The organism is Halomonas sp. E14 (assembly GCF_052568415.1).
Genome location: NZ_CP199423.1, coordinates 3,229,327 through 3,254,349 on the forward strand (window position 1 = coordinate 3,229,327; position 25,023 = coordinate 3,254,349).

A 25,023-nucleotide genomic window follows, 5' to 3' on the forward strand; every position below is an offset into this window, starting at 1 on the left:
CAGCCGGGGACGCACCAGCAAAAAAGCCCCGCCGGTTGGCGGGGCCGAGCTGGCGACAGAAACGACCCGCTAACGGCGTCGTCGATCAGCCGCCGAAGTTCTGGGCGACGAAGTCCCAGTTCAGCACATTCCAGACGTTCTCGAGATACTTGGGGCGGGCGTTGCGGTAGTCGATGTAGTAGGCATGCTCCCATACGTCGATGGTCAGCAGCGGGGTCTGGCCGTGGGCAATGGGAGTGTCCGCATTGCTGGTGTTGACGATGTCGACGCCGCCGTCGGCGGTCTTGATCAGCCAGGTCCATCCGGAGCCGAAGTTGGCCACGGCATTGGCGTTGAAGGTTTCCTTGAACTTAGCGAAGGAGCCGAACTTGGCGTTGATCGCCTCGGCCAGCGCACCGCTCGGCTCACCGCCACCATTCGGCGCCAGGCAGTGCCAGTAGAAGGTGTGGTTCCATACCTGGGCCGCCTGGTTGAACAGGCCACCGGAAGAGGACTGGATGATCTCTTCCAGGGACTTGTTGGCGTCCTCAGTGCCGTCAGTCAGCTCGTTGAGCTTGGTGACATAGGCCTGGTGGTGCTTGCCGTAGTGATACTCGAGCGTCTCGGCAGAAATGTGCGGCTCGAGCGCGTTCTTCTCGTAGGGCAGTGCCGGCAGTTCAAATGCCATTGTTGTGGCTCCTTGCTGTTCACGGTGAATGACGGGGCGATCCAGGCCTGTCAGGGGCCTGGCCTGTCTCTCAGGCCAGGCCCCAATTCCCCTCGACTTGCCTGAGCGCCGCCCCGCCGGTATTTTCCAAGAAGACACTAGATTAATTCCGAGCCACGTCATGTCAAGCAACGATGAGTCCACGCCCGCCACCGACACCGCCGAGCGCCTGCTGTACCAGCTCAAGATCCGCGGCCCACAGTCGGCTGCCGCCCTGGGTGAACGGCTTGGCACTAGCGGCGAGAACGCCCGCCAGCAGCTCGCCAAGCTGGCCCGCCAAGGTCTGGTGGCCCAACGCCCGCTGCCAGGCGGCGTCGGTCGGCCGACGATCGAGTGGCGGCTCAGCGAAGCCGGTCATGCTCGCTTTGCCGATGGGCATGCAGAGCTGGCCTCGCGCCTGATCGTCAGCGTGCGCGATACCCTGGGCGACGAGGCGCTGGCACGTCTGATCGAGGCGCGCCAGGCCGAGACCCTGGCGCAGTATCGTCAGGCCCTGGCCGGCAGCGACAGCCTGGAAGCCAGGGTGCAGCGGCTGGCCGAGATTCGCTCGCGGGAAGGCTACATGGCGGAGTGGCAGCGCGAGGCGGACGGCAGCCTGCTGCTGATCGAGAACCACTGTCCGATCTGCCGTGCCGCCAGCACCTGCCCGGATCTCTGCCGCTCGGAGCTGGCGGTGTTCCGCACCGTGCTGGGAGAGAGCGCCAGCGTCGAGCGCACCGATCACGTGCTGGCCGGCGCACGACGCTGCGTCTATCGGATTGAGGAGCTTTGAGGCGCGATGCCTTGGCCACAGCCTCTGTAGGTTTGCCCTTCAAAGGTCAGCGTAACCCGGGCCGGGAACGGCTCGCCGCTCATGTCGTCGAAGCAGGCACGCGCCTCCAGGCGCAGCTCGAACGGCGCTTCGCCACGCCCGCTGGCAAGCCTGACCCGCCCGCCGGCGTTGTCCATCGCCACGACACGATAGGGCAAGGACAGCTCGCGAGCGCCATAATCAAGCACCAGCCTCAGCTCGGGGGCGTCATGTCGCAGGTTGACGTGCCAGCCCGGCTCGTTGCCACGCCCGTGAAACATCACGCCGGGGCGCTGCTCGCGGGTCAGCGCCGAACGCGCCATGGCGGCAGTACAGTCGAGTCGGCCGTTGGCGCTTTCTACCACGGCTTCTCCCCCCTTGTTCCAGAAGCTGAGCTCGCCCTGCTGGTAGCGCGCTCCGCTGGCGACCACCGCCGGCGCCAGACGATAGCCGCCGTGGGCCGACCACAGCCGCAACTCGCGCTCACCGAAGGCGGTCACCAGATCCTGCTGCGGCGTGCAGCGCCAGGCCTCGAAGCGCTCGGCACCGCCGGGAAACAGCAGCGAGGGCAGCAGCGGCGCCGTGCTGGCCCCCTGCCCGCCTGCAGAGCGCGGCCCGTCGATGGGAGCGGAAGCACAGCCGATCAGCAGCAGCGAGCCGGCGGCGAGAAGCGCCGCACGAAGGGAGGCGAACGGTCGGAGCATGGGGCTATTCCTCGAGCAGTCGGACACCACAGCATACCAGGCACCGGCCCCTGCGGGCCGGCGCCTGGTGTCAGGCGGGGTGCTGACGTCAACCGTAGCGGCGGCGCAGCTCGCGTGCCGCCTGGACCATGTTGGCCAGGGCCGGCTCCACCTCGGCCCAGCCGCGGGTCTTGAGGCCGCAGTCGGGGTTGACCCACAGCCGCTCGACGGGAATGCGCTCGGCCGCTTTCTCCATCAGCCGCACCATCCACGCCACCTCGGGCAGATTGGGGGTATGGATGTCGTAGACGCCCGGGCCGATCTCGTTGGGATAGGCGAAGTCCTGGAAGGCGTCGAGCAGTTCCATGTTCGAACGCGAAGTCTCGATGGTAATGACGTCGGCATCCAGCGCGGCGATAGCGGCGATGATGTCGTTGAACTCGGAATAGCACATGTGGGTATGAATCTGGGTGGCGTCGCGCACGCCCGATGCGGTCAGACGGAAACACTCCACCGCCCAGTCGAGATAGGCCTGCCACTCGCCCTGGCGCAGCGGCAGCCCCTCGCGCAGCGCCGGCTCGTCGATCTGGATCGCCGGGATGCCGGCAGCCTCCAGGTCGATCACCTCGTCGCGCAGGGCCAGGGCGATCTGCCGGCAGGTCAAGTCGCGCGGCTGGTCGTCACGCACGAAGGCCCACTGCAGCATGGTCACCGGCCCGGTCAGCATGCCCTTCATGGGCCGCTTGGTGAGTGACTGGGCATAGCGGCTCCAGGCCACTGTCATGGGCGCTGCACGGGCCACGTCGCCGACGATGATCGGCGGCTTGACGCAGCGCGAGCCGTAGCTCTGCACCCAGCCGTTGCGGGTGAAGGCAAAGCCGTCGAGCTGCTCGCCGAAGTACTCCACCATGTCGTTGCGTTCGGCCTCGCCGTGCACCAGCATGTCCAGCCCCAGCGCCTCCTGGCGCACCACGGCATCGGCGATCTCGGCGCGCATCTGCGCCTCGTAGGCGTCCTGGGTCAGCTCGCCCTGCTTGAAGGCGCGACGGGCGGTGCGAATCTCCGCGGTCTGTGGAAAGGAGCCGATGGTGGTGGTGGGAAACAGCGGCAGCCCGAGCGCACGCTGCTGGGCCTTCACCCGCACGGCGTAGGGGTTGTCGCGCACAAGGTCGTTGTCGCCGATGCGGCGCAACCGCTCGTCGACCTCGGGGCGATGCAGCCGGGGCGATTCGCGGCGCGCATCGAGGGCGGCCGTGGCCGCTGCCACCTGGGCGCGATCCCCGGCGGTGGCGCGCCCATCGAGAAGCCGCGCCAGGGTCACGGTCTCGTCGAGCTTCTGGCGGGCGAAGGCGAGCCAGCCTTTCAGCTCGGCGTCCAGCTCCGGCTCGGCGTCGAGATCGACCGGCACATGCAGCAGCGAACAGGAGGGCGCCAGCCACAGCCGCTCGCCCAAACGCATGCGGGCATCAGCCAGGCGCTCACGCAGCGCGGCGAGGTCGGCGCGCCAGATGTTGCGGCCGTCGATGGCGCCCACCGAGAGCACCTTGTAGCCCGGCAGGTTATCGAGCACCGTGGCCAACTGCGCCGGGGCGCGTACCGCATCGATATGAAGGCCGTCCACCGGCAGGCTTACCGCCAGCTGGAGATTGTCGCCCAGTGCGCCGAAGTAGGTGGCCACCAGCAGCTTCACCGGCGCCGAGCGCAGGGCGTTGTAGGCCGCCTCGTAGGCTTGCCGCCACGCCTGGGGCAGGTCCTGCACCAGCGCCGGCTCGTCGAGCTGCACCCAGGTCACCCCCAGGTCGGCCAGGCGGGCCAGAAGCTCGCCGTAGACCGGCAGCAAGTCGGCCAGCAGCGACAGCCGGTCGAAGCCTTCCTCTTGTGCCTTGCCCAGCCACAGCCAGGTCAAGGGGCCGGTGAGCACGACCTTGACCGCGTGCCCGGCGGCACGGGCCTCTTTCACCTCGTCGAACAGGCGGGTGCTGGCCAGACGGAAGGTCTGGCCCGGGTGCAGCTCCGGCACCAGGTAGTGATAGTTGGTATCGAAGTACTTGGTCATCTCGCAGGCGGCCGCCGGCGTGCCGCTGGGCGCGCGGCCGCGGGCCATGCGAAACAGGGTGTCGAGCGACACCTCGCCGCGAGCGAGCTCTTCCTCGGCGCCGAAGCGCGGCGGCACCGCGCCGAGCAGCAGCGAGACATTGAGTACCTGGTCATAGAAAGCAAAGTCACCCACGGTGACGAGATCGAGGCCGGCGTCACGTTGGTCCTGCCAGTGGCGCGCACGCAGCTCGCGGCCAGTTTCCAGCAGCGCGGCCTGGTCGATGTCGCCGCGCCAGTAGGCTTCCAGTGCGTGCTTGAGTTCGCGCTGGGCGCCGATACGTGGATAGCCAGAAACATGAGCCAATGTCATGATGACGCCTCTTCTGCATGAATGATGCAGTAGAGTCTCGCTTGGCCGGATCAATTGAATCAAACTAAACTTTCTAATTCAAAACATGAAAACAGCTCATTCATGATCGAACTTCGCCATTTACGCACCCTAGTCGCGCTGCGCGACGCCGGCTCCCTGGTGGAAGCTGCCGAGCGCGTGCACCTGACCCAGTCGGCGCTTTCCCATCAGATCAAGGATCTGGAAGACAGGCTGAATACACCGCTGTTCGTACGCAAGACGCGCCCGGTCGAGTTCACCCGCGCAGGCCAGCGGCTGCTGGCGCTGGCCGAACAAGTGCTGCCGCAGGTGCGGATGGCCGAGCGCGACGTGGCGCGGCTCAACGGCCAGGAGCCAGGTCGCCTGCATATGGCGATCGAATGCCATAGCTGCTTCCAGTGGCTGATGCCCACCATCGACCGCTTCCGCGATCACTGGCCGGAAGTGGAGGTCGATATTCCCGGCGGCCACCATTTCGACCCTCTTCCCGCGCTGTCCCGCGAGCAGCTCGACCTGGTGATCACCGCCGACCCCCAGCCCCTGGCCGGCGTCACCTACGAGCCGCTGTTTCGCTACCAGAGTCTGCTGGCCGTGTCGCGCCAGCATCGCCTGGCCAACCACAGCGCCGTCACCCCCGACGAGCTGGCCGACGAGACGCTGATCACTTACCCGGTGGAGCACAGTCGGCTGGATATCTTCACCCAGTTCCTGACTCCCGCCGGGGTACGCCCCCGCGAGGTGCGCACCGCGGAGCTGACGATCATGATGATGCAGCTGGTGGCCAGCGGACGCGGCGTCTGCGCCCTGCCCAACTGGGCGCTGACGGAGTATCTCGAACGCGACTACGTGAAGGCCGTCAGGCTCGGCGCGGAGGGAACCTGGGGCACGCTGTTTGCCGCCATACGCGAAGAGAGCCGCAGCCAGCCCTGGATGGAGGATTTCCTGCGCACCGCGCGGGAGACCTCCTTCGCCGTACTCGACGGCATCAGGCCCGCTTAGGCGGCACGATCGGCAGCAGCAGCGAGAACCGCGCGCCGCCCAGCTCCTGGCTGTCGTCGACCACCACGCTGCCGCCATGCCAGGCCATGACCTTCTGCACGATGGAGAGTCCCAGGCCGTAACCACCGGAGCGGCGCGTGCGGCTATCGTCCAGGCGGGCGAACGGCTTGAAGATCATCTGGCGCTCGGTGTCCGGCACGCCGGGACCGTCGTCCTCAATATCCAGGCGCACCAACCGGGTTTCCTCAGTGACCTGGACTCGCACCCGCGACTGGGCGTGACGGCAGGCGTTGGCCACCAGGTTCTGCAGGGCGCGCTGCAGGTAGCGCGGATCGGCCAGCACCTCGACGTCGGGGCCAGGTGCCAGTTCGAGCTGCAGGTGGGCATGCAGCGGCGCCAGCGTGTCGATCACGCGCATGGCCATGGCGCGACAGTCGATCCGACTGCGCTCCAGGTTGGCCCCGTTGACGATACCGCTGTCGAGGCGGGCATAGGTGAGAATCTCGTCGATCAGCTGATCGAGCTCCTCGATGTCGCCGTCGATGCCTCGCAGTTGGCGGCGAATGGCCGGGTCCTCGGTCATGTCCTCGACCATCTGCATGGCGAAGCGAATGCGCGCCACCGGCGTGCGCAGCTCATGGGAAACGGCGCGGATCATCTCCTGCTGCGAACGAAGCAGCGACTGCACCTGAGCCGCCATGGCGTTGAAGGCCATGCCGACCCGGCCGATGAAGCCGCCGCCGTCGACCTTGACCCGCGTATCGAGCCGCCCGCCCGCGATGCGCCCGGCCGCCAGCTCCAGGCGCGCCAACCGGGCTTCTACGCCGCGCACGATCAGGTAGATGATCGCCGCCAGCACGCCGAGCATGATCAACAGCACCAGCAGCAGCAGCGAGATCGGCGTCGGTTCCAGCGCCGACACTGGTCCGATCGACAGCCACTGCCGGGTACCATCCGCGGAGGGCACCGCCAGATAAACCGTGAGCGCCCAATGCCCTGGCAGCAGGCGGATCACCAGCTCGCCTTCGCGTAGCCGGGTCAATTGGTGGCTGTCCAGGCCGTCGGGGGCCAGGTGGCTGAGGCGAATCGCCAGGGCCTGGCTGGTCACGCTTTCCAGCCGCTGCTGGCGAGCCTCGCCGTCAACCTCGGCCAGCCAGTCGCCCAGCATCTGCGCCAGCCCGCGCAGCTGGCGCTCGTTGAGCCCGGAGAGCCGTGCCTCGAGAATCCGCTCTTCGCCCGGCAGCCGCAGGAACATGCGCCACGTCTCCTCACCCTCCATGACGACCAGCACGCTGCCCCGCTCCAGACGGCGCTGGGCAAACCACCCCAGGTTGGCATTGGCCGGTTCGCGCAGCGACAGCCGCATGTCAAGCAGGTCGCCCTGCTGGGTCAGCCAGTCGCCCCGGGCATTGGGCGGCAGCGCGGAAACCTTGCGGGCGAGCAACTGCATCGGGGCTTCCGCCAGCTGCTCGCGGTACTGCTCTACACGGATTCGGTCGACCAGCGCCAGGCCCATCAGGGCCAGAGCGAAGGTGAGCAGCAGCGCCAGGGCCAGGGCCAGGTAGACCCGCAGGAAGGTGCCATCAGCCAGGAACCGCTGCATGGATCAGGCGTCCTTGACGAACAGATACCCCTTGCTGCGTACCGTCTTGATGCGATGCGGATGGTTGGGGTCGTCGCCGATCTTGGGGCGTATCCGCGACACGCGCACGTCGATGGAGCGGTCCTGGCCGTCGTATTTGATGCCGCGCAGGTCGCTGAAGATCTCTTCGCGGGTGAGCACACGCCCGGCATTGCTGGCCAGCAGCCACAGCAGGTCGAATTCTGCGCTGGTGAGGTCGATCCGTTCGCCCTCGAGCCAAGCCTCTCGCGTGGCGCTGTCGACTTCCAGGTTGCCGAAGGAGAGCCGTGCATCGCCGGTCTGCTCGGTGTTGTCGGCACGCCGCAGCAGCGCCCGCATACGGGCCAGCAGCACCCGCGGCTGCACCGGCTTGGGCACGTAGTCGTCGGCGCCCATCTCCAGTCCCAGCACCTGATCCATGTCGTCGGTGCGGGCGGTCAGCATCAGTATCGGCCCCGCGTACTCGGGCCGCGCCCGGCGACAGATCGACAATCCGTCCTCTCCGGGTAGCATCAGATCGAGAATCACCAGATCCGGCTGCAGCGCCAAGATTTTTTCCACGCCGCGCGAGCCTTCGGACTCCACGGTGACCTTGAAGCCATTTCCTTCAAGGTAGTCGCGAGTGAGCTCGGCCAAGCGAACGTCATCCTCGATAATCAGCACGTGTTCCATGTCGCTGCTTTCCAGGTTGTCATCCATCCTAGTTTCCCCGTGCTGGGCATTTCTTTGTGATTCGGGACACCCTGTCCCTCCTTCGCTAAATCAAGGATACCCGAATTAGCGTAGTTCGCCTGCCCGCGATTGCATGCCGTTTGCATTCCGTTGCCGCGCGGTCAGCCAGCGAAGCATAGCTCGGTAACCAACCAACAACCAAAAAAGCCCACCGAAGAGACACAGCTCACTCACAGGTTATCCACTTGATGACGGGGGCAAACCACTCTATCTTGTGCCCACCCTCAAGATAACCACAAGATGATGTGCTCCTAGCAAGCGACTCCGCTGCTGTCAACGCCCATCGTCCACCTGACGTCTGCCCGACAGAAGAAGGGAATCCGATCCATGGAACAGCTCCAGCCCACCGCCCCCGACCTGGCCATCACCGCTCCCCGGGCTCTGCGGGTGATCAAGCGTACCGGTGACGTCGTCGCGTTCGACGCCAGCAAGATCGCCGTGGCCATGCGCAAGGCCTTCATCGCCGTGGAGGGTGATAACGCCGACGCCTCCTCGCGGGTGCGCGAGTTCGTCGACCAGGCCTGCCAGGCCATTGTGCTCGCCTTCCAGCGCCGCATGCCCGACGGCGGCACCGTCCACATCGAGGACATTCAGGATCAGGTGGAGCTGGCACTGATGCGCGCCGGCGAGCAGAAAGTGGCTCGCGCCTACGTGCTCTACCGCGAGGAGCACGCCCGCGCCCGCGCCGCCGCCGGCGGTGATATCCAGAAGCCGCATCCCACCCTCAACGTGACCCTGGCCGACGGCAGCCGCCGCCCGCTGGACCTCGGCCGCATCGAGACGCTGGTGTTCGACGCCTGCGCCGGGCTCGAGAACGTCGACCCCAACCGCATCGTCGAGGCATCGCTGAAGAACCTCTACGACGGCGTCTCGGTGGAAGGTGTCTCCCAGGCGCTGATGATGACCGCGCGCACCCTGGTGGAGAAGGAGCCCAACTACACCTACGTCACCGCGCGGCTGCTGCAGGACAGCCTGCGCCGCGAGGCGCTTTCCTTCCTCGAGATTGCCGAGGAGGCCACGTTCGGCGAGATGGCCGAACTCTACAAGCCCGCCTTCCAGGCCTATGTCGCCCGCGGCATCGAGTATGAGCAGCTCGACCCCAAGCTTGCCGAGTTCGATCTCGAACGACTCGGCGAGGCGCTGGACCACACCCGCGACAACGCCTTCACCTATCTGGGCCTGCAGACCCTCTACGACCGCTACTTCATCCACAGGGATGACGTGCGCTACGAGCTGCCCCAGGTGATGTTCATGCGCGTGGCCATGGGCCTGGCGCTGAACGAGGACGACCGCGAAGCGCGCGCCATCGAGTTCTACGAGCTGCTCTCCAGCTTCGACTACATGGCCTCGACGCCGACCCTGTTCAACTCGGGCACCGTCAGGAGCCAGCTCTCCTCGTGTTATCTCACCACCGTGCCCGACGATCTCGATGCCATCTACAGCGCCATCCGCGACAACGCCCTGCTCTCCAAGTGGGCCGGCGGCCTGGGCAACGACTGGACCCCGGTGCGCGCCCTGGGCTCCTACATCAAGGGCACCAACGGCAAGAGCCAGGGCGTGGTGCCGTTCCTCAAGGTGGTCAACGACACCGCCGTGGCGGTGAACCAGGGCGGCAAGCGCAAGGGGGCGGTGTGCGCCTACCTGGAGACCTGGCACCTGGACGTCGAGGAGTTCCTCGAGCTGCGCAAGAACACCGGCGACGACCGCCGCCGTACCCACGACATGAACACCGCCAACTGGGTGCCCGACCTGTTCATGAAGCGGGTCTTCGACGACAAGGAGTGGACGCTGTTCTCGCCCGCCACCTGTCCCGACCTGCACGACCTCTACGGCGCCGCCTTCGAGCAGCGCTACGAGGAGTACGAGGCGATGACCCGCTCGGGCCAGCTCAAGCTGTTCAAGCGCGTGCGCGCCAAGGACCTGTGGCGCAAGATGCTCTCGATGCTGTTCGAGACCGGCCACCCGTGGATCACCTTCAAGGACCCGTGCAACCTGCGCAGCCCGCAGCAGCACGCCGGCGTGGTGCACTCCTCCAACCTGTGCACCGAGATCACCCTGAACACCAGCGTCGACGAGATCGCGGTGTGCAACCTGGGCTCGATCAACCTGGCGCAGCACGTGGTCGACGGCAAGCTCGACGACGCCAAGCTCAAAAAGACCGTGCGTACCGCCGTGCGCATGCTCGACAACGTCATCGACATCAACTACTACGCGGTGCCCCAGGCGCGGAACTCCAACCTCAAGCATCGCCCGGTGGGGCTCGGCATCATGGGCTTCCAGGATGCCCTCTACGCCCAGGACATCGCCTACGCCTCCGAGGCGGCAGTGGAGTTCGCCGACCGCTCCATGGAGCTGGTCAGCTATCACGCCATCGAGGCGTCCAGCGACCTGGCCGCCGAGCGTGGCCGCTACGAGAGCTTCGAGGGCTCGCTGTGGAGCCAGGGCATTCTGCCCATCGACTCCATCGACAAGCTGGTGACGGAGCGCGGCGAGAAGTACATCGAGGTGGACACCAGCGCCACCCAGGACTGGGACCGCATCCGCAAGAAGATTGCCGAGCAGGGCATGCGCAACTCCAACGTGATGGCCATCGCCCCTACCGCGACGATCTCCAACATCTGCGGCGTGTCGCAGTCGATCGAGCCCACGTATCAGAACCTCTACGTGAAGTCGAACCTCTCCGGCGAGTTCACCGTGGTCAACGCCTACCTGGTACACGACCTCAAGGCGCGCGGCCTGTGGGACGAGGTGATGATCAACGACCTCAAGTACTACGACGGCTCGGCCCAGCCCATCGAGCGCATCCCGGAGGACCTCAAGGCCAAGTACGCCACCGCCTTCGAGGTGGAACCGAAGTGGCTGGTGGAAGCCGCCTCACGGCGCCAGAAGTGGATCGACCAGGCCCAGTCGCTGAACCTCTACATCAAGGGCGTTTCCGGCAAGAAGCTCGACGTGACCTACCGCATGGCGTGGTTCCGCGGCCTCAAGACCACCTACTACCTGCGCGCCCTGGGCGCCACCTCGGTGGAGAAGTCCACCGTGGACCGCGGCAACCTCAACGCGGTGAGCAACCAGGCGCCCCCGGTGGCCCCGGCAGCTTCCGCGACACCGGCCAGCGAGCCGCGCGGGGTGGAGGACTTCCTCACCGGCAAGGCGGGCAGCGGCTCGCGAGCGCCCAGTGCTGCGGAAATAGACGACCTGGGCTGCGAGGCCTGCCAGTAGGTTAACAAGCTGGCTGCGCTCGGCCATACGGCGTTGGAAATTGGTTCGGAATGCTCATTTACAAACACGTAAACTCCGCTTCCTTACCAATTTCCGCCTTGTCTGGCCATCGCTCGCTCAGCTTCATCCGCAACGAGATTATTCCTGATCCGAACGATATCGGATCGAGCCAAATAAAGGTGAAGCCATGCTGAACTGGGACGAGTTCCACGAGGACGAAACCACCGTCGCCGAGCAGCCGGCCAAGGCCGCGCCGGCACCTGCCGCCAAGCCACAGCCCGCACCGGCCGACGAGGTCAAGGAGTCCGGCGGCAACTACCGGGTGGCCGACAGCGACCGCCTGGCACGGGCACGCAAGTCGCTTGAAGAGCTCGACGTGGCCGCCGGTCTCGAGGAGCTGGAGATGGGCGCGGCACGCATTCAGGTCGACGACAAGCAGATGATCAACGCTCGCGCCGACCTCAACCAGCTCGTGCCCTTCAAGTACGAGTGGGCGTGGCAGAAATACCTGGACGGCAGCGCCAACCACTGGATGCCCCAGGAAGTGAACATGAACGCCGATATCGCCCTGTGGAAGAGCCAGGACGGCCTGACACCGGACGAGCGGCGCATCGTCGAGCGCAGCCTGGGCTACTTCTCCACCGCCGACTCGCTGGTGGCCAACAACCTGGTGCTGGCACTCTATCGCCTGATCACCAACCCCGAGTGCCGCCAGTACCTGCTGCGCCAGGCCTTCGAGGAGGCGATCCACACCCACGCCTACCAGTACTGCGTGGAGTCGCTGGGCATGGATGAAGGCGAGGTCTTCAACATGTACCGCGAGGTGCCGTCGGTGGCCGCCAAGTCGGCCTGGAGCCTCAAGCACACCCAGTCGCTGGCGCGCCCGGACTTCAATACCGGCACACCGGAGACCGACCAGGAGCTGCTGCGTAACCTGGTGGCCTTCTACTGCGTGACCGAAGGCATCTTCTTCTACTGCGGCTTCAGCCAGATCCTCTCCATGGGTCGGCGCAACAAGATGACCGGCGTTGCAGAGCAGTTCCAGTACATCCTGCGCGACGAGTCGATGCACCTGAACTTCGGGGTCGACATGATCAACCAGATCAAGATCGAGAACCCGCACCTGTGGACGCCCGAGTTCCAGGACGAAGTGACCCAGATGATCCTCGAGGGCACCGAGCTCGAGATCGCCTACGCCCGCGACACCATGCCCCGCGGCGTGCTGGGCATGAACGCGGCGATCATGGAGGAGTACCTGCACTTCATCTGCAACCGCCGCCTGGCCCAGATCGGCCTGAAGGAGCAGTTCCCCGGGGCGCAGAACCCCTTCCCGTGGATGAGCGAAATCATCGACTTGCGCAAGGAGAAGAACTTCTTCGAGACCCGGGTCACCGAGTACCAGGTCGGCGGCGCGCTGAGCTGGGATTGAGCCACCCGGCACATGCAAAAGGGCGGCCATGGCCGCCCTTTTGCCGCATCTCCTTTCTGCCCCTACCCTCAAGGGTGAGGATGTCCCATACGGCAAGGAGAGCCAGGGATGGAAACGACATGGAAAGAGGGCAACCGTATCACCCTTCTGCCTGACAGCCGCTGCTTCGTGCCGGCGCTGCTCGAAGCCATCGACAAGGCCGAGGAATCGGTGTGGTTCGAGCAATACCTGATCGAATCGGGACGGGTGACTCGGCGCTTCTTCGATGCCCTGACTCGCGCAGCACAGCGCGGCGTGGAGGTGCGGGTACTGCTCGACAGCTTCGGCGCCGTGGGTTTGGGCCAGCGGGATCGGGCGCGCCTCGCCGCGGCAGGCGTGGCGCTGCGCCACTACAACCCCTTCATGATGCGCCGCCTGCGCCGCAACCTTAACCGCAACCACCGCAAGCTGATCCTGGTCGACCGCCGCACGGCCTACACCGGCGGCTACTGCATGACCGACGACTACCTCGGTGACTGGTTCGATCTGGTGGTGAAGGCGCAGGGCCCCGTGGTGGAGGACTGGATCGGCCTGTTCGTCGACCTGTGGGAATCCTCCCATACCCGCGGCGACAAGGCGACGCTGCGGCGCGAGCTTCCCGCCGCCCCGTCCCTCGACGCACAGCCGCACGGCATGACGGCGCGCGTGGTACACAACGAAGGCCCCGACAACCAGACGATCCGCCACTCGCTGCATCGGCGCCTGGGCATGGCCAGGCAGCGGCTATGGATGTACACGCCCTATTTCCTGCCTTCGCGCCAGCTACGTCGATTGATCACCGATGCGGCAGCCCGCGGCGTGGACGTGCGCCTACTGGTCGCCGGCAAGGGTCATGACCATCCCAGCGTGCGCTACGCCGGGCAACGTCATTACGCCCAGCTACTGGACGCCGGCATCAAGATTTACGAATATCTGCCTCGCTTCACCCACGCCAAGTTCTGTATCGTCGACGACTGGGTCACGGTCGGCTCATGCAATTTCGACCACTGGAGCCTGCACTGGAACCTGGAAGCCAACCTTGAGGTGGAGAATGCAGACTTCGCCGCCCGCATGGTCGAACTGTTCGAACAGCACATAGGTGACAGCAAGCCGATACTCGCCAACCGCTGGGAACAGCGCCCGAAGGCCCAGCGCTATCGCGAGCGCATCTCCTCCCTGGTGAGCTCCTGGCTGGCGGGGCTTCGCTAGTCGCCCCAGGCGGGCCTTGTAGCCGCTGCGCCTGGCCATTTCGCACTTCAGGTATGGTAATGCACTCGACTCTTCGCCGAGCCCTCAGACACTTTTCCACCACCGGCCTGCTGCTGGGCACCCTGCTGTTCGCTTTCTCCCTCACGCCCAGCCTGCTGCCGCGGCCAACCTACGCCCAGGGCATCGTTTCGGGGCTCTCCTTCGGCGCCGGCTATGCGCTCGGCTTCACTGCGCACTGGCTTTGGGACTACCTGCAGCTACCTCGCCCCGGCCCCAAGGTGGAACGGATCATCAAGCTCACGGCGGCAGGAATCTGCGCCGTCATCGCCGCGCTGTTCCTGTGGCAGGCCTCGGCATGGCAGAACAGCGTGCGCGAGCTGATGGGCATGGAAGCGGTCAGCGGCATTCGCCCCATCAGCATCGCCGTGATCGCGCTGGCGCTGTTCGCCGTCCTGCTACTGCTGGTGCGCCTGTTCCGTCGAACCTTCCAGTTTCTGTCGCGCAAGATGCAGCGCTTCATTCCGCACCGCATCTCCAATCTCCTGGGGGTGATCCTGGCGGCGGCGCTGTTCTGGTCGATCATCGACGGCGTACTGTTCACCCTGGCCCTGCGCACCGCGGACAACTCCTTCCAGCAGATCGACGAGCTGATCCTCGACGACCTGGCGCCCCCCGACGACCCCATGATGGCGGGCAGCGCCCACTCCCTGATCGACTGGGAGGCGCTGGGCGGCCGAGGCCGGCGCTTCGTGACCCAGGGCCCCGGCGCGGACAGCCTCAGCGCCTTCTTCGACGCACCCACGCCGGCACCGATTCGGGTCTACGTAGGGCTGGGGGCCGCGGAGACCCCAAGGGAGCGCGCCGAACTCGCCCTGGCCGAGCTGCAGCGGGTCGGCGCCTTCGAGCGTGCCGTGCTGCTGGTGGCCACGCCCACCGGCCGGGGCTGGATCGACCCCGCAGCACAGAACACGGTGGAATACCTGCACCGCGGCGACATCGCCACCGTCGCCATGCAGTACTCCTACCTGCCCAGCCACCTCGCATTGTTGACGGAAGGCGACTATGGCGCCGAGAACGCACGCGCGCTGTTCCGCGCCGTCTATACCTACTGGACCACGCTGCCCGAGGAGAGCCGTCCGCGACTCTACCTGCACGGACTGAGCCTCGGCTCGCTGAACTCGGACCTGTCGTTCGACTTCTACGACATTATCGACGACCCCTTCCACGGCGCCCTGTGGAGCGGCCCTCCCTTTCGCAGCGAGACGTGGCGCACTGTGACCCGCGAGCGAGATCCCGGCTCCCCGGCCTGGCTGCCCACCTTCCGCGGCGGCGCCGTGGTGCGCTTCATGAACCAGCACCAAAGCCTGGATGCCCCGCCGGGCGAGTGGGGCGACTTCCGCATCGCCTACCTGCAGTACGGCAGCGATCCGATCACCTTCTTCAACCCTCGCATCCTCTATCGCGAGCCCGGCTGGATGCGTGAACCACGCGCCCCGGACGTGCTGCCCGAATTCCGCTGGTACCCGGTGGTCACCATGCTGCAGCTGCTCGGCGATCTCGCCGTAGGCCGGGCACCGCCCGGCTTCGGCCACAGCATTGCCGCAGAGCACTACCTCGACGCCTGGGTGGCGCTGACGGAGCCTGAAGGCTGGACCGAAGACGAGCTGGAGCGGCTGCGCGAGCGCTTCCGCCAGGTACGCTGACGACTGTCGGCTGTCGGCTGTCTGTCGGCCAGACTAGCGCCGCTGGCGTTGCCAGCGGCCATAGCGCCTGGCCAGGGGCGCTGCCGTCATGCCGTGCGCCAGCATCGAGGCCAGCACGATGAGGCTGCCGGCTGTCCAGGCCAGGTCCAGCCCGGTGCGGCTCGACACGAAGCTGCCGTAGTAGAGCGCCGACGCCCCAATGGGCCCGAACCAACCCATGATCCAGGTGATCGGCCAGTCGCGCAGCGACGGGAGTCCGCGGCGCAGCAACAGCAACAGCGGCAGGCGGCGCAGCAGCAGCACCAACACCGCCAGCAGCAGCCCTTCGACGCCCAGCGCCCACCACGCCGCCCAAGGCGCAATCAGGCCGAACAGCACGAACACCGGTAAGGTCAGCAGGATGTTGACCGCCTCCTGCACGTTGTCCTCCTCGCTGCGGTCCTTGCCGCCCACCTGCTGGTCGAAGGCCAGCCCAGCAGCGAATACCCCAAGAATGCTATTGGTACCGATGAGCTCTCCAACTCCCAGCACCAGCAGGGTCAAGGCCACGGTAATAGAGAGAAACGAAGGCTGGTCGAGAAACCTGTGCCTTTCGGACCAGCGCAGGGCATGGCCCGCCGCCCAGCCCATCACGCCGCCCGCCACCAGGCCGGCCCCAACCTCCCACAGCCAGACCTTGCCGAGCCAGTCGAGCCAAGCGTCCTGGCCAGGTAGCGTCATCAGCAGGATCGGCAGCAGCACCAACGGGTAGGCCAGGCCATCGTTGGCACCGGACTCGCTCGACAGCAGGTAGCGGAACGACTCGGGCAGGTTCTCCTTCGCCACCCCGCCTGTCACGATGGAGGACGCCACGACCGGATCTGTCGCACACACCGTACCGCCCACCAGCAGGGCCAGCAGCAACGGCAGGCCCAGCACCCAGTGGGTCAACAGCGAACTGATCAGGAACATAGACGGCATGCCGATGCCCAGCAGCAGCAGCAGCGAACGCCAGTGGGCGAAGGGATAGTCCGGCGGCAGCCGCAACGCGATGCCCATCAGGCTGATACCGAGGGTGATGCGTGCGGTGTGTTCAAGGATCTGCCTGGCATCGCCCCAGGCCGAAGGGTCCAGCCAGGCCGCACCATGCGGCCCCAGCAGCACACCGATGAGAAAGGCCAGCATGGGGCCCGAAAGCACGGAGCGGTCCAGCGGGCTCGACAGCAGCCCGGCCACCAGCACCAAGCCGCCCACCACGGCGAGGCCCATGTTCAGCTGATCCATGCCGACTCCTTGCGCTCCTTGCCAACCCCTTCTCTAAGCTAGGCGACACGGCGCAAGGCGTAAACCATTCAGCTCAAGGTTATAAATTAATCAACGTCTTAAAACATATAAATTGTTATAAAAAATCAGAACCAATCCATTATCTTCCTTTTACTTCCACTTGCCCCACCACCAATATTGCTCAATAAAGAAATCGCTGCACTGCTATAACGCAGACTGATATTTCCTGTAAGCTGGAGATCGTAACCACTCGACCCGTTCATTTTTATCACTGCACCATATACTCTCGGAGTGCCAGAGCTCATTTCAAAAACACCACCTTCCTCAACAGTTCCGCCCTCCTCGACAATGATTAAGCCTTCATGATGACCAGTGCCTGTCATTTTGTAGGTAGCCCCCGCCTTGACCACAATAATTCCCGAGGTATTGTGATTTGAAGAATTTGTCACCATCCCACTGGAAATTTTTATCAAGGCCGGAGAACCTCTTCCCCCGATATTGGAAGTAAAATTTTGCCCTCCAGTAAAAATCTTATCATACCCAATCTGCTCTATTGCTTGCAAATAGCTGGCCCAAGAAGCTTTTTCAGCATCGCCAGCCTCACCCGCTCCATTTTTGTGCGGATAGTAAATCCCATGCACACTCTGCCCATCAATAGCCACGCCCGTACTACAGCCACTGCCGCTACAGTTAAAATCTCCTGGCAACATATAATCGCTTCCGCTTACACTGGCATTGCCAGACACCTTGTGATCACAAAGGGTTCCAAAGCAGGTAAAAGCACCATTAACACTCGGAGGGGGTGGTAAAGTCGACCTTAGCCTTGCATAAACGGGATGACTTTTTGAAATCACCGCTCCATCACTATCCAAAACAGCCCCAAGTCCAACAATATAGCTTGCCCCATCAATCCTATACCTCCGGTAAGCGTAAGAAATACTTCCTTCGCTATAACTTCCACCATAACTTGGATGCCCAGACACAAAAGAATCCCATGAAGCTGATTCTACCAAACTTCTACTGACCGGATAAAAATTCACATCGCTACTGATGCCCTGCTCATCTTCTTTATAAGCTCTCGACACGGCTTTTTCTGCAGCCATCTGAGCCAAAGAAGAAGAACGATAGTTGCCCGCCAAGCGCTCATCTATCTGGGCTGACTGCATACCTGAAAGCCCCAGCATTAGCGACATTGCCAACATCGAAAGCACCACCACGAGTGCCGCACCTCGTTGCTTTTTCATACTTCCCACCTCGGCCTTTAAGGATCTTTGACAGCTAGCCATCGGTTGACCGCCCAAAAATAAAACGTATCAGCCTGGCTTCCATCAAGACTCGCTAACAAGTCAAACCTGATCAACCAAACACCATTTTCCTTATCGGTTTTGTCATCATCATAGCCGAACCCATTTTGTGAAAACCCAGCAACTAAAGGCTCAAAATTAGGCTCGACAGTACTTCCTTCGCATTTTTGTTTCATATTCAGGGACCAGCCTTCAAAAACGCTCACTGCGGACTCACTCAGCCTATAGGTCCGCTCCACCGCTGAGTTACAGCTTTGCATATCACCGTTATTTGGGAACTTAATGATTAATTCATTATCAACAAAGTCGATATAATTTGCTCGACGAACATCCCGTATTAATATTTCGGTTGCAAAAGTCAACGCCGCCTGCTTGTTGCTCAACAACTCAATCTGACGAAATGATTGAAACCCCATTAAAAACAGCTGCCCGGCACCCAGAATGATGATCAGGCCGATCACCAGCGCAACCATCAGCTCAATTAAGGTAAATCCTGTCTGGCGCGGCGTATTTTTAGCCGCAGGGAATGAAAACATCGAGGGACAGCCTCTCATAGCTCTGGCAGCCGGAACTGGTAAACGAAGGCATTATCACTCTCGCCATCTGAGTAGCGCCCCTCCTGCCACTCTATCGATACGGTATACTCACAATTCGAAGCACCAAGGGATAAACCACTCCCGTCATTAATCAAAATCTTTCCCGTACCGAACCATTCGCCTATCCATTCGCCTTCAATTTCCGAAAGAGTTGCGTTATCGGGACAATTCTTTGGATCTGACTCAGACAACGCAGCCCAGGCCTGCTCCTGTGCATCTATGGCAGCCAGACTCACCACTGCACGCTGATAGCCCATATGCGCGCTTTGTAGCGCTTTGACCTGCATCGCTGCCACACCCAGCAAGCCGATGGAGAGCACCAGTAGAGCGATCAGTGCTTCCACCAGCGTAAAACCCGATTGGTCGTGATGTTTCATGGCGATCCTTACCCCGTCGGCTTGCCGATGCGGCCGGTGGTGCTTACCTGCAACTCGTGACTACCAGCTTTGGCATGGGTAACAGAAATATCACAGCCGCCACTGCAACTGGCCCGGCGCCCCAGCGCATTGAAGGTGATATTCGTATTGGTAAGAGTGACCTGCTCACTCCGGCCAGAACGAATTGAGATGTCGCTACCGCCTGCTGTGGTGACTCTGTACTCCCAAGGAGTTTCCGGCATGACTCGAAATGTCACCTCCTCACGCCGCTTGATGGCCTCGCTACGAGCATGATTAAGACCTACCAATACCACGTTGTAGTCACTTGCCAACTGGTTTCTGGCCATCATGCCCTGAAAGCCCGGCACGGCTATCGTCGCTATGATGGCCATCACCGCGATGGTGACCAGCAACTCAATCAGGGTGAAGCCAGAATAATTTTTCATACCTTTACCAACAATTTTTAGGCTCCTGTTGCCCTAGCTGGTCCACAGATATTTCGCCACAGCCATCAGGATGCCTCTCAGATGCAATAAGAGTAATGGAGAAACTTGAAGCTTCGACTGTGGTTCCATCCGCATTAAGAGAGTAAGGATTACCATCGGAAATACTTAGGCTCGGCGAGAAACCCGAGTAAGAATTATTGGCGGTATAATGCCTCTCCAGTTGCCCTGCGATATGCAAAAGCGCCGACTTGGCCTCGGCCAAATTAGCCCGCTCCACATACCCCCGATAACTCGGCACCGCGATCGACGCCAGAATGCCTATCACGGCCACGGCGATCAGCAGCTCGATCAGGGTGAAGCCTCGCTCACGATGGAGCCTGGCATGCCGGGGCCGCAGTTGGTCCAGGCTGGCGCACGTCTTCACTCGGCACATCCCCACATTTGGTTACATTTGGTTTCAGTATGTCGCATGACACCGCCCCTCGCTAGGTGCGGCGACAAAAAAGCCGGACCCGAGGGTCCGGCGATTCAGCACGGGGAACGTGAGCCGGCGCTCACGCCGGAAGGCGCGCGGCGCCTGGCTCAGCCGTCGCTGGCGATCACCCGTTCGCGCAGTTCGCGGGGCATGGAGAAGGTGATGGTCTCCTCACGACCGGCCAGCTCTTCGGGGGCTTGGGCGCCCAGGCCCTGCAGGCGCTCGATCACGCCCTTGACCAGCACTTCAGGGGCGCTGGCCCCGGCGGTGATGCCTACCGCGCCGACGCCTTCAAGCCAGGCCGGGTCGATCTGGCTGGCGTCGTCGATCAGGTAGGCCGGGGTGCCGACCCGCTCGGCCAGCTCGCGCAGGCGATTGGAGTTGGAGCTGTTGGGGCTGCCCACCACCAGCAGCAGGTCGCAGCCGGCAGCCAGCTCGCGCACGGCGTCCTGGCGGTTCTGGGTGGCGTAGCAGATGTCGTCCTTGCGCGGCCCCTGGATCTCGGGAAACTTGGCGCGCAGGGCGTCGATCACCCGAGCGGTGTCGTCCATCGAAAGCGTGGTCTGGGTGACGAAGGCGAGCTGGCTTGGGTCATTGACCTCAAGCCGCGCTACGTCATCCTCGTCCTCGACCAGATAGATGGCGCCGCCATGGGACGTGTCGTAGCGCCCCATGGTGCCTTCCACCTCGGGGTGGCCAGCGTGGCCGATCAGGATGCACTCCTGGCCGCGGCGGGCGTAGCGCAGCACCTCCATGTGCACCTTGGTCACCAGGGGGCAGGTGGCGTCGAACACCTTAAGCCCGCGCCGCTCGGCATCGTCCTGCACCGCTCGCGACACGCCGTGGGCGGAGAAGATCACGATGACGTCGTCGGGCACCTCGTCGAGCTCCTCGACGAAGATGGCGCCACGGCTGCGCAGGGTATCGACCACGAAGCGGTTGTGGACCACTTCATGACGCACGTAGATGGGCGGGCCGAAGACATCCAGCGCGCTATTGACGATCTCGATGGCGCGATCGACGCCGGCGCAGAAGCCGCGGGGATTGGCCAGCCGGATTCGCACGGGGTTAGCTTGCATGGTTACGTCGCCTTGATGCGTCGGGGCATCCGATAATGGAGTCAAGTCAGGGTTATCTCGAAGCCCTTACGGCAGTCGACCCTCGCGCTGGCGGTCAATGTGTCTGCGCGGGCTTCACGTCCAGCACCTCGACCTCGAAGGTCAGGGTACGCCCCGAGAGCGGGTGATTGAAGTCCACTTCCACATGCCGCTCGTCGACCGCAACGACCACGCCCGGCAGCTCACCGCCGGCAGGGTCGGCAAACGACATCATGGTGCCCACCTCCGGCTCGATCTCCTTGAAGTCGTCGCGGCTGAGCCGCTGTACGTTCTGCGGGTTGCGCTGGCCGAAGGCGTGCTCCGGCGTGATCTCGAAGCTACCGCTCTCGCCTTTCGCCAGGCCCTTCAGCGGACGCTCGAAGCCCGGCGGCAGGTTGCCGTCGCCCACCTGAAAGGTGGCCGGCTGCTTATCGCGGGTGGAGTCGACCACGGTGCCGTCCTCCAGCTTGAGGGTGAAGTGCAGCGTCACTTCCATGCCTTCGTCGATGCGGTATTCGCTCATGATGGTGCTCTCGTTGGTGGGCTCATGCACAGGCGCCGGGCTCAGCCGCGCCGGCGAGCCTGCTTGCGCCCTTCGAAGACGGATTCCCAGATCAGGCCGATGGCGCCCAGGGTGATGCCGATGTCCGCCACGTTGAAGGCCGGGTAGTACCAGCCGGCCACGTGGAAGGAGAGAAAATCGACCACGTAGCCGTGCACCAGGCGATCGTAGAGGTTGCCGAGGGCACCGCCGATGATCAGCGCCAGCGAGGCGCCAAGCAGCTTCTCGTCGGCCTTGAGCCGGCTCATCCAGATCGTCAGGCCCACCGTGGCGCCCACCGCGATGATGGCGAAGAACCAGCGCTGCCAGCCGGGATGGCCGGCCAGGAAGCTGAACGCCGCTCCGGTGTTGTGCAGCAGCGTGAGGTTGAAGAATGGCAGCACCTCCACCGGCTGGCCGTAGCTCAGCACGCTGGACATCAGTGCCTTGGTAGCCAGGTCCAGCACCACCACCGCGGCGGCCAGCCACAGCCAGCGCAGCGGCTTGCTCATCGGCGGCACCGAAGTGCCGCTGTCATCCTGCTTGTTACGCATAGTGGCGAGTCTCACCCGGCCCCTCCGGCAGGTTGATGATGCAGCGACCACAAAGGTCGGGGTGCTCGGCGTGGCTGCCCACGTCTTCGCGATGGTGCCAGCAGCGCTCGCACTTCTGGTGCGAGCTTGCCGAGACGGCCACCTTGAGGCCGTCGAGTTCGGTGGCCTCGGCGGCGCTACCCTCGGCCAGGGGCGCCAGACGCACTTCGCTGGTCAGCATCACGAAGCGCAGCTCCTCGCCCAGCTTGGCCAGGGTGGCGTGCAGGGCGTCGTCGACGAACAGGGTCACCTCGGCGGCCAGGCTGCCCTTGATCACCTTGGCGTTGCGGGCATCCTCCAGGCACTTGTTGACCGCCTGCTTGACCTCGAGCACCTGCTCCCAGAACCCGCGGCCCAGCTCGGCGTCGGGCGCCAGCGTGGAGAGGCCGTCGTAGTAGGTCTCGAGCAGCACGCTGTCGCCCTGGCTGCCGGGAATGTGCTCGTAGATCTCCTCGGCGGTGAAACTAAGGATCGGCGCCACCCAGCGCGACATCGCCTCGACCACGTGGTAAAGCGCGGTCTGGCAGCTGCGCCGAGCCAGGGAATCGGCCGGGGTGGTGTACTGGCGGTCCTTGATCACGTCGAGGTAGAAGCCGCCGAGCTCCCGCGAGCAGAAGGTGTGCACCTGCTGGTAGACATCGAGGAAGCGATACTCCTCGTAGGCCTTCTCGATGCGCGCCTGCAGCTGGGCGGCGCGGTCCACCACCCATTGGTCCAGCGCCAGCATATTGTCAAAGGCCACCACATCACGCTCTGGGTCGAAGCCATTCAGGTTGCTGAGCAGGAACCGCGCGGTGTTGCGGATGCGGCGGTAGACGTCGGCGGTGCGCTTGAGGATCTCGTCGGAGACCGCCATTTCGCCAGAATAGTCGGTGGAGGCGACCCATAGCCGCAGGATGTCGGCGCCGAGCTTGTCCATCACCTCCTGCGGCGCCACCACGTTGCCCATCGACTTGGACATCTTGCGGCCCTGGGCGTCTACGGTGAAGCCATGAGTCAGCAGGCCGCGGTACGGCGGGTGGCCGTCGATGGCGCAGCCGGTCAGCAGCGAGGAGTGGAACCAGCCGCGGTGCTGGTCGGAGCCCTCCAGGTAGAGGTCGGCGCGCGGGCCGCCCTCGTGGCCATGCGGGTGCGAGCCGCGCAGCACGTGGCGATGGGTGGTGCCGGAGTCGAACCACACGTCCAGCGTGTCGGTGACCTTCTCGTACTGGGCCGCCTCGTCGCCCAGCAGCTCGACCGGGTCGAGACGGAACCAGGCGTCGATGCCCTCGCGCTCGACGCGCTTGGCGGCCTCTTCCATCAGCTCGACGGTGCGCGGGTGCAGCTCGCCGCTGGCCTTGTGCAGGAAGAACGGGATCGGCACGCCCCAGTTGCGCTGGCGCGAGATGCACCAGTCGGGGCGGTTGGCGATCATGGCGTGCAGGCGCGCCTGGCCCCAGGCCGGGGTGAACTGGGTGGCATGGATGCCCTCCAGCGCCCGCTCGCGCAGGGTGCGGCCGTCGTGCCCTTTCACGTCCATGCCCACGAACCACTGTGCCGTGGCGCGGTAGATCACCGGCGTCTTGTGGCGCCAGCAGTGCATGTAGCTGTGGGTGATGACCTTGTGCGCCAGCAGCGCGCCCACTTCCTCCAGCTTGGCGACGATCTGCGGGTTGGCCTTCCAGATCAGCTGGCCGCCGAAGAACGGCAGGTCGTCGGCGTAGACGCCGTCACCCTGCACCGGGCTCTTGATCTCCTCGAACGCCATGCCATGGGCGCGGCAGGTGACGAAGTCGTCGACGCCGTAGGCCGGGGCGGAGTGGACGATACCCGTGCTGCCCACCTCGGACTCGACGTAGTCGGCCAGATAGACCGGCGAGAGGCGATCGTAGAACGGGTGGCGGAACTCGATCAGGTCGAGTGCCTGGCCCTTGGCGGTGGCGATCACCTCACCCTGGAGTTCGTAGCGCTCCAGACAGCTCTCGACCAGCTCTTCGGCCAGCACCAGCAGGCGGCTGCCGGTATCGACCAGGGCATAAGTGAACTCGGGATGCACGTTGAGCGCCTGGTTGGCCGGCACGGTCCAGGGCGTGGTGGTCCAGATCACGATGGCGGCGGGCTTGGGCAGCGACGCCAGGCCGAAGGCGGCCGCCAGCTTGGCCTCGTCGGCGGCCGGGAAGGCCACGTCGATGGCGTCGGACTTCTTGTCCTGGTACTCCACCTCGGCCTCGGCCAGCGCCGAGCCGCAGTCGAAGCACCAGTTGACCGGCTTGAGCCCCTTGAACACGTAGCCGGCGGCGACCATGTCGGCCAGGGCGCGGATCTCGCCCGCCTCGTTGGCGTAGTCCATCGTGCGGTAGGGGTGGTCCCAATCGCCGATCACGCCCAGGCGCACGAAGTCGGCGAGCTGGGTCTGGATCTGCGAAGCGGCGTACTCGCGACACAGGGCCCGCGCCTGTTCGGGCTCGAGGTGCTTGCCGTGGGTGGTCTCCACCTTGTGCTCGATGGGCAGGCCGTGGCAGTCCCAGCCGGGCACGTAGGGGGCGTCGAAGCCGGCCAGGTTCTTCGACTTGACGATGATGTCCTTGAGGATCTTGTTGACGGCGTGACCGATGTGGATGCTGCCGTTGGCGTAGGGAGGGCCGTCGTGCAGCACGAAGGTCTCGCGGCCGCGGCGCTCTTCACGCAGGCGCTGGTAGAGCTTCATGTCCTGCCACTGCGACACCCGACCGGGCTCGCGCTGGGGCAGGTTGCCGCGCATGGGGAAGTCGGTTTCGGGCAGGTTCAGTGTGTGCTTGTAGTCGCTCATAGCCTG

At 64.2% G+C, this 25,023-nt stretch carries 21 protein-coding genes; 6 read left to right on the forward strand and 15 right to left on the reverse strand.

What is annotated here, in order from left to right; all coding sequences use genetic code 11:
* Positions 1–85 precede the first annotated feature (85 nt).
* The gene (locus ACT7B3_RS15060; RefSeq protein ID WP_444676745.1) at positions 86–667 is read right to left on the reverse strand and encodes a superoxide dismutase; all 582 of its coding nucleotides are present in this window, start codon (positions 665–667) and stop codon (positions 86–88) included.
* Between the two features lie 160 nt (positions 668–827).
* On the opposite strand from ACT7B3_RS15060, the gene ACT7B3_RS15065 reads away from it, so the two are divergent.
* Positions 828–1,478, forward strand: a complete 651-nt coding sequence (locus tag ACT7B3_RS15065) for a helix-turn-helix transcriptional regulator (protein WP_444676744.1) — start codon at positions 828–830, stop codon at positions 1,476–1,478.
* On the opposite strand, the gene ACT7B3_RS15070 is transcribed toward ACT7B3_RS15065, so the two are convergent.
* On the reverse strand, positions 1,457–2,200 hold the full coding sequence (locus ACT7B3_RS15070; protein WP_445158508.1) for an MliC family protein: 744 nt from the start codon (positions 2,198–2,200) through the stop codon (positions 1,457–1,459). The two genes, ACT7B3_RS15065 and ACT7B3_RS15070, sit on opposite strands and share 22 nt — an antisense overlap.
* Positions 2,201–2,288: 88 nt before the next feature.
* Positions 2,289–4,586, reverse strand: coding sequence for a 5-methyltetrahydropteroyltriglutamate--homocysteine S-methyltransferase (metE, locus tag ACT7B3_RS15075; RefSeq protein ID WP_445158509.1), 2,298 nt, complete (start codon positions 4,584–4,586; stop codon positions 2,289–2,291).
* A gap of 102 nt (positions 4,587–4,688) precedes the next feature.
* On the opposite strand from metE, the gene ACT7B3_RS15080 reads away from it, so the two are divergent.
* Positions 4,689–5,603 carry a LysR family transcriptional regulator gene (locus ACT7B3_RS15080; RefSeq protein WP_444676740.1) on the forward strand — a complete coding sequence of 305 codons (915 nt, stop codon included), beginning with the start codon at positions 4,689–4,691 and terminating at the stop codon, positions 5,601–5,603.
* Here ACT7B3_RS15080 and ACT7B3_RS15085 read toward each other — a convergent pair.
* Together ACT7B3_RS15085 and ACT7B3_RS15090 are read right to left on the reverse strand one after the other, a co-directional pair.
* The gene (locus ACT7B3_RS15085; RefSeq protein ID WP_445158510.1) at positions 5,590–7,206 is read right to left on the reverse strand and encodes an ATP-binding protein; all 1,617 of its coding nucleotides are present in this window, start codon (positions 7,204–7,206) and stop codon (positions 5,590–5,592) included. The two genes, ACT7B3_RS15080 and ACT7B3_RS15085, sit on opposite strands and share 14 nt — an antisense overlap.
* A 3-nt stretch (positions 7,207–7,209) precedes the next feature.
* On the reverse strand, positions 7,210–7,923 hold the full coding sequence (locus tag ACT7B3_RS15090) for a winged helix-turn-helix domain-containing protein (RefSeq protein WP_444676738.1): 714 nt from the start codon (positions 7,921–7,923) through the stop codon (positions 7,210–7,212).
* 360 nt (positions 7,924–8,283) lie between these two features.
* Here ACT7B3_RS15090 and ACT7B3_RS15095 point away from each other — a divergent pair, with 360 nt between their 5' ends.
* From ACT7B3_RS15095 to ACT7B3_RS15110, 4 genes are all read left to right on the forward strand, one after another.
* Entirely contained in the window at positions 8,284–11,178 is a 2,895-nt protein-coding gene (locus tag ACT7B3_RS15095) for a ribonucleoside-diphosphate reductase subunit alpha (protein WP_445158511.1), read from the forward strand.
* Between the two features lie 187 nt (positions 11,179–11,365).
* Positions 11,366–12,607, forward strand: a complete 1,242-nt coding sequence (locus tag ACT7B3_RS15100; protein ID WP_086508041.1) for a ribonucleotide-diphosphate reductase subunit beta — start codon at positions 11,366–11,368, stop codon at positions 12,605–12,607.
* 108 nt (positions 12,608–12,715) lie between these two features.
* Positions 12,716–13,834 (forward strand): phospholipase D-like domain-containing protein, encoded by a 1,119-nt coding sequence (locus ACT7B3_RS15105; RefSeq protein ID WP_445158512.1) that lies wholly within the window; start codon positions 12,716–12,718, stop codon positions 13,832–13,834.
* A gap of 59 nt (positions 13,835–13,893) precedes the next feature.
* Complete coding sequence (locus ACT7B3_RS15110) at positions 13,894–15,537, forward strand: alpha/beta hydrolase (protein WP_445158513.1); 1,644 nt, start codon at positions 13,894–13,896, stop codon at positions 15,535–15,537.
* A gap of 33 nt (positions 15,538–15,570) precedes the next feature.
* On the opposite strand, the gene ACT7B3_RS15115 is transcribed toward ACT7B3_RS15110, so the two are convergent.
* From ACT7B3_RS15115 to ileS, 10 genes are all read right to left on the reverse strand, one after another.
* Positions 15,571–16,800 carry a cation:proton antiporter domain-containing protein gene (locus ACT7B3_RS15115; protein WP_445158514.1) on the reverse strand — a complete coding sequence of 410 codons (1,230 nt, stop codon included), beginning with the start codon at positions 16,798–16,800 and terminating at the stop codon, positions 15,571–15,573.
* 125 nt (positions 16,801–16,925) lie between these two features.
* Positions 16,926–18,044, reverse strand: a complete 1,119-nt coding sequence (locus tag ACT7B3_RS15120) for a pilus assembly PilX family protein (RefSeq protein WP_445158515.1) — start codon at positions 18,042–18,044, stop codon at positions 16,926–16,928.
* A gap of 17 nt (positions 18,045–18,061) precedes the next feature.
* Positions 18,062–18,640 (reverse strand): PilW family protein, encoded by a 579-nt coding sequence (locus tag ACT7B3_RS15125; protein WP_445158516.1) that lies wholly within the window; start codon positions 18,638–18,640, stop codon positions 18,062–18,064.
* Positions 18,641–18,654: 14 nt separating this feature from the next.
* On the reverse strand, positions 18,655–19,077 hold the full coding sequence (gene pilV, locus ACT7B3_RS15130; protein ID WP_445158517.1) for a type IV pilus modification protein PilV: 423 nt from the start codon (positions 19,075–19,077) through the stop codon (positions 18,655–18,657).
* Between the two features lie 8 nt (positions 19,078–19,085).
* Positions 19,086–19,523, reverse strand: a complete 438-nt coding sequence (locus ACT7B3_RS15135) for a GspH/FimT family pseudopilin (RefSeq protein ID WP_445158518.1) — start codon at positions 19,521–19,523, stop codon at positions 19,086–19,088.
* 4 nt (positions 19,524–19,527) lie between these two features.
* Positions 19,528–19,956 carry a type IV pilin protein gene (locus tag ACT7B3_RS15140; RefSeq protein WP_445158519.1) on the reverse strand — a complete coding sequence of 143 codons (429 nt, stop codon included), beginning with the start codon at positions 19,954–19,956 and terminating at the stop codon, positions 19,528–19,530.
* Positions 19,957–20,105: 149 nt separating this feature from the next.
* Complete coding sequence (ispH, locus tag ACT7B3_RS15145; protein WP_445158520.1) at positions 20,106–21,077, reverse strand: 4-hydroxy-3-methylbut-2-enyl diphosphate reductase; 972 nt, start codon at positions 21,075–21,077, stop codon at positions 20,106–20,108.
* 94 nt (positions 21,078–21,171) lie between these two features.
* On the reverse strand, positions 21,172–21,618 hold the full coding sequence (gene fkpB / locus ACT7B3_RS15150; RefSeq protein WP_444676727.1) for an FKBP-type peptidyl-prolyl cis-trans isomerase: 447 nt from the start codon (positions 21,616–21,618) through the stop codon (positions 21,172–21,174).
* Positions 21,619–21,659: 41 nt separating this feature from the next.
* Positions 21,660–22,190 carry a signal peptidase II gene (lspA, locus tag ACT7B3_RS15155; protein ID WP_444679259.1) on the reverse strand — a complete coding sequence of 177 codons (531 nt, stop codon included), beginning with the start codon at positions 22,188–22,190 and terminating at the stop codon, positions 21,660–21,662.
* A complete protein-coding gene (gene ileS / locus ACT7B3_RS15160) occupies positions 22,183–25,017 on the reverse strand; it encodes an isoleucine--tRNA ligase (RefSeq protein WP_445158521.1) in 2,835 nt (944 codons plus the stop codon). The genes lspA and ileS overlap by 8 nt, the downstream gene beginning before the upstream one ends.
* Positions 25,018–25,023 lie beyond the last annotated feature (6 nt).

Excerpts from the sequence above, each read along its gene's own strand:
- ACT7B3_RS15095 (WP_445158511.1), top strand. The coding sequence starts at position 8,284 with ATGGAACAGCTCCAGCCCACCGCCCCCGACCTGGCCATCACCGCTCCC.
- ACT7B3_RS15120 (WP_445158515.1), bottom strand. The coding sequence starts at position 18,044 with ATGAAAAAGCAACGAGGTGCGGCACTCGTGGTGGTGCTTTCGATGTTG.
- ispH (WP_445158520.1), bottom strand. The coding sequence starts at position 21,077 with ATGCAAGCTAACCCCGTGCGAATCCGGCTGGCCAATCCCCGCGGCTTC.
- ACT7B3_RS15070 (WP_445158508.1), bottom strand. The coding sequence starts at position 2,200 with ATGCTCCGACCGTTCGCCTCCCTTCGTGCGGCGCTTCTCGCCGCCGGC.
- ACT7B3_RS15110 (WP_445158513.1), top strand. The coding sequence starts at position 13,894 with ATGCACTCGACTCTTCGCCGAGCCCTCAGACACTTTTCCACCACCGGC.
- ACT7B3_RS15125 (WP_445158516.1), bottom strand. The coding sequence starts at position 18,640 with ATGTTTTCATTCCCTGCGGCTAAAAATACGCCGCGCCAGACAGGATTT.
- ACT7B3_RS15065 (WP_444676744.1), top strand. The coding sequence starts at position 828 with ATGTCAAGCAACGATGAGTCCACGCCCGCCACCGACACCGCCGAGCGC.
- pilV (WP_445158517.1), bottom strand. The coding sequence starts at position 19,077 with ATGAAACATCACGACCAATCGGGTTTTACGCTGGTGGAAGCACTGATC.
- ACT7B3_RS15115 (WP_445158514.1), bottom strand. The coding sequence starts at position 16,800 with ATGGATCAGCTGAACATGGGCCTCGCCGTGGTGGGCGGCTTGGTGCTG.
- ACT7B3_RS15135 (WP_445158518.1), bottom strand. The coding sequence starts at position 19,523 with ATGAAAAATTATTCTGGCTTCACCCTGATTGAGTTGCTGGTCACCATC.
- ACT7B3_RS15105 (WP_445158512.1), top strand. The coding sequence starts at position 12,716 with ATGGAAACGACATGGAAAGAGGGCAACCGTATCACCCTTCTGCCTGAC.
- ACT7B3_RS15060 (WP_444676745.1), bottom strand. The coding sequence starts at position 667 with ATGGCATTTGAACTGCCGGCACTGCCCTACGAGAAGAACGCGCTCGAG.
- metE (WP_445158509.1), bottom strand. The coding sequence starts at position 4,586 with ATGACATTGGCTCATGTTTCTGGCTATCCACGTATCGGCGCCCAGCGC.
- ileS (WP_445158521.1), bottom strand. The coding sequence starts at position 25,017 with ATGAGCGACTACAAGCACACACTGAACCTGCCCGAAACCGACTTCCCC.
- ACT7B3_RS15085 (WP_445158510.1), bottom strand. The coding sequence starts at position 7,206 with ATGCAGCGGTTCCTGGCTGATGGCACCTTCCTGCGGGTCTACCTGGCC.
- ACT7B3_RS15100 (WP_086508041.1), top strand. The coding sequence starts at position 11,366 with ATGCTGAACTGGGACGAGTTCCACGAGGACGAAACCACCGTCGCCGAG.
- ACT7B3_RS15140 (WP_445158519.1), bottom strand. The coding sequence starts at position 19,956 with ATGTGCCGAGTGAAGACGTGCGCCAGCCTGGACCAACTGCGGCCCCGG.
- lspA (WP_444679259.1), bottom strand. The coding sequence starts at position 22,190 with ATGCGTAACAAGCAGGATGACAGCGGCACTTCGGTGCCGCCGATGAGC.
- ACT7B3_RS15080 (WP_444676740.1), top strand. The coding sequence starts at position 4,689 with ATGATCGAACTTCGCCATTTACGCACCCTAGTCGCGCTGCGCGACGCC.
- fkpB (WP_444676727.1), bottom strand. The coding sequence starts at position 21,618 with ATGAGCGAATACCGCATCGACGAAGGCATGGAAGTGACGCTGCACTTC.
- ACT7B3_RS15090 (WP_444676738.1), bottom strand. The coding sequence starts at position 7,923 with ATGGATGACAACCTGGAAAGCAGCGACATGGAACACGTGCTGATTATC.